General features: G+C 59.1%; 5 protein-coding genes. 4 read left to right on the top strand and 1 reads right to left on the bottom strand.

The features are described from left to right. The first annotated feature begins 74 nt into the window (after positions 1-74). A complete protein-coding gene (locus RR842_RS11320) occupies positions 75-1,595 on the top strand; it encodes an IMP dehydrogenase (RefSeq protein WP_332514136.1) in 1,521 nt (506 codons plus the stop codon). A 113-nt stretch (positions 1,596-1,708) separates the two neighbouring features. On the opposite strand, the gene RR842_RS11315 is transcribed toward RR842_RS11320, so the two are convergent. After that, positions 1,709-2,629 carry a LysR family transcriptional regulator gene (locus tag RR842_RS11315; protein ID WP_332514135.1) on the bottom strand — a complete coding sequence of 307 codons (921 nt, stop codon included), beginning with the start codon at positions 2,627-2,629 and terminating at the stop codon, positions 1,709-1,711. 150 nt (positions 2,630-2,779) lie between these two features. On the opposite strand from RR842_RS11315, the gene RR842_RS11310 reads away from it, so the two are divergent. From RR842_RS11310 to RR842_RS11300, 3 genes are all read left to right on the top strand, one after another. Next, positions 2,780-4,141: an AMP-binding protein gene (locus tag RR842_RS11310; protein WP_332514134.1), complete on the top strand. Its 1,362-nt coding sequence runs from the start codon at positions 2,780-2,782 to the stop codon at positions 4,139-4,141. 24 nt (positions 4,142-4,165) lie between these two features. Next, positions 4,166-4,825: a LysR family transcriptional regulator substrate-binding protein gene (locus RR842_RS11305; RefSeq protein WP_332514133.1), complete on the top strand. Its 660-nt coding sequence runs from the start codon at positions 4,166-4,168 to the stop codon at positions 4,823-4,825. A 166-nt stretch (positions 4,826-4,991) separates the two neighbouring features. Next, positions 4,992-5,739, top strand: a 748-nt coding sequence (locus RR842_RS11300) for an HTH domain-containing protein (RefSeq protein WP_332729786.1), incomplete at its 3' end; no start/stop codon positions are given.

The raw sequence follows: 5,739 nt of genomic DNA, 5'->3' as shown, positions 1-5,739 counted from the left end.
TCCCGTGGCTATAATAACGTTCACATAACGAAAAGCCGCTTCCAGGCCACGACCGCATATGAAGGAGTACGTCCATGGCATTCTATTTCGATGAGCCGTCCCGCACGTTCAACGAGTACCTGCTCGTTCCCGGTTATTCGTCTGCCGAGTGCACCCCCGCCGATGTGAGCCTGAAGACGCCGCTGGTGAAGTATCGCCGCGGCGAAGAGCCTGCCGTGTCGCTGAACATTCCGATGGTGTCCGCCATCATGCAGTCCGTGTCCGACGACGGCATGGCTATCGCGCTGGCCACGGAGGGCGGCATGTCGTTCGTCTTCGGGTCGCAGACCATTGAAAAGCAGGCTGCTATGGTCGCGCGCGTGAAGGATTACAAGGCCGGCTTTGTTACCAGCGACGCGAACTTGTCGCCCGAGATGACGCTTGCCGACGTGGTGGACATGAAGGAAGAGCACGGTCACTCCACCATGCCCGTGACGCACGACGGCTCGGCGAATGGCAAGCTGGTGGGCATCGTCACCGGTCGCGACTACCGCCTGTCGCGCATGTCCATGGATGAGAAGGTGGCCGACTTCATGACGCCGCGCGAGAGCATGATCGTGGCGCCCATGGACACCAGCCTGAAGGTTGCCAACGACATCATCTGGGACAACAAGCTGAACTCGCTGCCTATCGTGGACGACGAAGACCGTTTGGTGTACATGGTGTTCCGCAAGGATTACGACTCCCACAAGTCGAATCCCAACGAGATGCTGGACCCCCACAAGCGCTACCAGGTGGGCGCGGGCATCAACACGCGCGACTTTGCCGAGCGCGTGCCGGCGCTGGTGGCGGCGGGTGCCGACGTGCTGTGCATCGACAGCTCAGAGGGCTATTCCGACTGGCAGAAGTTCACGCTGGAGTGGGTGCGCGAGCACTACGGCGACGACGTGAAGGTGGGTGCCGGCAACGTGGTCGACGCCGAGGGATTCCGCTTTTTGGCCGACGCGGGTGCCGACTTCATCAAGATCGGCATTGGTGGCGGTTCCATCTGCATCACGCGCGAGCAGAAGGGCATCGGCCGCGGCCAGGCCACGGCTACCATTGAGGTGGCACGTGCACGCGACGAGTATTTCGAGGAAACGGGCATCTACATCCCCATCTGCTCCGACGGTGGCATCGTGTACGACCATCATCTGACGCTGGCCCTGGCCATGGGCGCGGACTTCGTCATGCTGGGCCGCTACTTCGCCCGCTTCGACGAGAGCCCTACGAACAAGGTGAACATCAACGGCTCCTACATGAAGGAGTACTGGGGCGAGGGTTCCGCGCGCGCCCGCAACTGGCAGCGCTACGACTTGGGCGGCGACAAGAAGGGCATGTCGTTCGAGGAAGGCGTGGACAGCTACGTGCCGTATGCCGGCTCGCTGAAGGACAACGTGGACCTGACGCTGTCGAAGGTGAAGTCCACCATGTGCAACTGCGGCGCCTTGACTATCGCCGAGCTGCAGCAGAAGGCGAAGCTGACCGTGGTGTCCTCCACGTCCATCGTCGAGGGCGGCGCGCACGACGTGCTGTTAAAGGACAAGACGCCGTACGTGAGCGGAGCTATTCACTAGAGCAGGTTCGCATACCGTTGATTTGAAGCGTCGTTCGCGTTGTGCGGGCGGCGCTTTTTGCTGGATTTTCAAACTCTATAGTACTCTCTGCAAAAGAAAGTTCACTGCGCATTTTATTGCGCTTCCACGCTGGGGTTCGCGTTGATGATGGCGTGCAGCTCGTCGATGTAGCGTAGCAAAAGCGGGCTGGGGCGGCGCTCGTTGTGCATGATGTAGCCCACCTGCATGAGCTCGTCCACGTCGAGCGGGATGCTGGCGATGCCCGACTGCATTTCTGCCGACAGTACGCCGGTGGAGAGCGTGTAGCCGTTGTGGCTGGTCAGCAGGTTTGTGAGGGTGCCGCGGTCGGAGATGCGAATGTTGCGCTGGTGCGGCAGGTAACTTAAAGGTTCCTCCGAATAGTAGAACGAGTTCACGATGCCCTGCTCGAAGGCGTAGCGGGGGTAGGGCTCGAGGTCTTCGGGCTTGATGAGACGCGCGTTTGCTAGCGGGTGGTCATCGCCCACGAACACGTGCACGCGGGCGTCGAACAGGGGGGCGTAGGCCACGTCGGCATCATCGAAGGCTTTCTGCAGCACGCGGCGGTTGAAGCCGTCGGTGTAGAGGATGCCTATCTCGCTGCGAAATGTGCGCACATCGTCGATGATCTGTGCTGTGGTGCTCTCGCGCATGATGAACTCGTACTCGTCCCCAACGCAGGACTCAACCACGTTCACGAAGGCCTGCACGCTGAAGGCGTAGTGCTGCGTGGACACGGCCAGGCGCAGGTGGGTGTCGGTGCCGGTGGCGTAGCGGTGCTCAAGCATGTCGGCCTGCTCGACCACCTGGCGGGCGTAGCCCAGAAGCTCGGTGCCGTCGTTGGTGAGCGTGACGCCGCGGTTGCTGCGGGTGAACACGGTGATGCCCAGCTCCTGCTCCAGCTCCTTGATGGCGGTGGAGAGGTTTGATTGGGAAGCGTAGAGATTCTGCGCGGCGGCGTTGATGGAGCCGTATTCGGCAATGGCGATAAGGTAGCGAAGCTGTTGCAGGGTCATCGGACGTTCCTTCGATAGGTGTTCTTTCTTTTATTTTACCCCGTTATCTGTATGTTCGATACCATGACATCAAAACATTGAATGATGAGAATTGTTGTATCGAGGGATGGTTCATGGTTTCATGAAACGTGCTGTTTATTAAGGAACGGAATGAGCATAGGAGCGACCATGGCGAAGGACATCCCCAACGATCAAAAGTACTACGATCCGGAGATCGAGTGCATGCCGCGGCCGGAGCTTGAGGCGCTGCAGCTGCAACGTCTGCAAGACATGGTGGCGTATGCGTACGAGAACACGGTGCATTATAAGCGCGCGTTCGACGAGGCAGGTGTGGCGCCGGGTGACATCAAGACGCTTGGCGATCTGGTGAAATTCCCCTTCATCGATAAGAAGACCGAGCGCGAGACGCAGCACGTGGGATCGTTCTTCGGCGAGATGTGCTCCGTGCCCGAAGAAGAGGTCATCTTTATGGCCACCTCGTCTGGGTCTACGGGCGTCCCTACGGTAAGCCCGTTCACGCAGGAAGACTTCGATCTTTGGCAGGACACCGAAGCGCGCCTGTTCTGGCAGGCCGGCATGCGGCCGAACGATCGCTACGTGCACGCGCTCAACTTCGCGCTGTACGTGGGCGGCCCCGATGTCATCGGCGCGCAGCGCCTGGGTGCCCTGGCTATCTGGGTGGGTGCCGTGCCGTCCGACCGCTTGCTGTTCGTGCTGAAGCAATACCAGCCCACCATCATCTGGACGTCGCCGTCGTATGCGTGGCACTTAGGCGAGATCGCCAAGGAGAAAGGCTACAATCCCAAGACCGACTTCAGCATCCACACCATCATCGTGGCTGGTGAATCTGGTGGCTCCATTCAGTCCACGCGCGAGAGCATCGAGAACCTGTGGGGCGCGAAGGTTGTCGACTTCTATGGTTTGTCCGACATCTACGGTGCCTGTGCGGCCATGTGCGAGGCGAAGGACGGCCTGCATATCGTCGAGGACCAGATACTCGTCGAGACGGTCGACCCCACCACGGGCGAGATTTTGGCTCCGGGCGAGACGGGCGAGCTGGTGTACACCACACTGATGAAGAAGGCGCGTCCCATGATCCGCTTCCGCACGGGCGACATCGGCTACGTGAGCACCGACACGTGCACGTGCGGCCGCACGCTTGCGCGCATCCACATCACAGGGCGCAAGGACGAGATGTTCATCGTCAGCGCCGTGAACGTGTTCCCGACCGACATCGAGTACGTGGTGCGCGGCCTGGAGGGCCTGACCGGCGAATACTCCATTCGCGTGTACGAGCAGGACTTTACCTGCAAATACGAGGTGTCCGTCGAGCGTGCGCTGGGCAGCGACGAGCCTTACGACGCCGTGGCCAACCGCACGATGGCGGCTATCAAGGCGCATGTGGGCGTGCGTCCGCAGAAGGTTATCGTGTATGATGCGGGCAAGCTGGGAACGTCGTCCGAGCACAAGGCGTTGCGCTTCGTCGACGAACGTGCTTGCACGACCCGATAATCGCGCGCAAGGAAGGAACTCGCTATGACCACTGAAACCACCTTTGCCGTTTCCGGCCAGCACTACCTGTTCAACGTGCAGACGTTCGCCCATACCGTGCTTGCGCTGGGCGGCGACGCGTATGCTTACGCCCTGCGCGACCGCACGACGCAAGGCGTCATAGACGACGTCGCGGGCGGCCAGAGCGATCTGGGCGTGCTGTTCCAGACGTCCGCCTCCGCCGACGAGCTGAACGCCGCGCTTGATGCCACGGGCCTCGAGTTCGTGGAGCTTATCCAGTCCGCTCCGCGCGTGGCATTGCCAGCGAGCCACCCCATGGTGAACGCTGCTATCCTGACCTTGGACGACATGGAGGATTACCCCTACCTCTACTTCGAGCAGGATGCGGACTCGCCCGTCGCCTTCGCCGAGGAGGCTCTGGCGGCCACGCCGCGTGCCAAGAGCATCGCCTGCACCGATCGCGCGTCGCTTTCCGAACTCATCGTGGCGCTGAACGGCTATACGGTGACCAGCGGCATCCTCGTGGGCATCTCCGACGGCGCCGGCCTGAACACCGTGCCGCTGGACACCGACGTGAAGCTGCACTTGGGCTATGTCGTGCGCAAAGGCGAGCAGCTAGGCGATATCGGCCAGCGTTTCGTAGACGCGCTGAAGAAGAACCTGGAGCGCTACGCTCGGTTCTAGTTTGAAGCAGGCGAGCGTAAGGCTTCGTCGGACAAATGAACTGCGGAGCCTTTTCCTGCTTTGTGCGCGTTAGCGCGGTCGGGCGTAAAAAATTCAGCTACGAGAGTTGACGATCTCGTTTGATTTCCCTAGTTTGTCATAGGTAGGCGATAGGCGGGAAGAATCCATGATCAACGCGCGTCAATACGAGCTTTTAAAGGAATTGAAGAAGTGCGCTCACTATGTTCCGCTACGACATTTCGCGGAAAAGTTTGCATGTTCTGAAAAAACCGTTTCCACCGATATTCGGGCGTTGAATCTTACCCTTGCCTCCGGTGATCTTTACACACGGATCGAAACGAAAGCAGGGAACGGTGTTCGCATGATCGTGCGTGACGGTGAGGGGTCCGCGCTCGAAAGCGTCATACTGCTGAATGCAGGAAATGCTATGACTAGTTTCGACCGTTTCTACCGGGGCATTCTTTATCTTGCGCGCGAGAAACCCACGTCGTGTACTTCTGATTTACTTGCGGCGCATTTATTTACTAATCGTAGGTGCATTCAGTCGGAAGTGCGCTATTGGAACAATATTTTGTCTTTCTTTGGGCTTGCGATCAAAAGCAAAAGGGGAACGCTGCGTATCGAAGGGGACGAGTATGCGCTGCGCACTGCAATTCTTTACTTCTTCTATATGGTAACTCCGTATTATCAGCATCGTGTTATTGAGGCGAGCCTGTCGGAAAAAGCACAAGCTCTTTCGTCGAAGATCATGGACATTATGCTTACGAAACGCGAGATTTCCTATGCGCGCAATGCGCGGAGCGCGTTTGGCTTCTATATGGATTTAGCAGCAGCTCGCATTGCGTGCGGTTATCGAGTCGAACCTGTTTACGAAGTGCCTTTTGCCGGTGATGACGATGTGGTGGAGGACATTT

This window comes from Gordonibacter sp. (assembly GCF_036667095.1).
Taxonomy (GTDB): domain Bacteria; phylum Actinomycetota; class Coriobacteriia; order Coriobacteriales; family Eggerthellaceae; genus Gordonibacter.
Note: the sequence above shows the minus strand (reverse complement) of the source record. Positions and strands in the feature narration are given on the sequence as shown.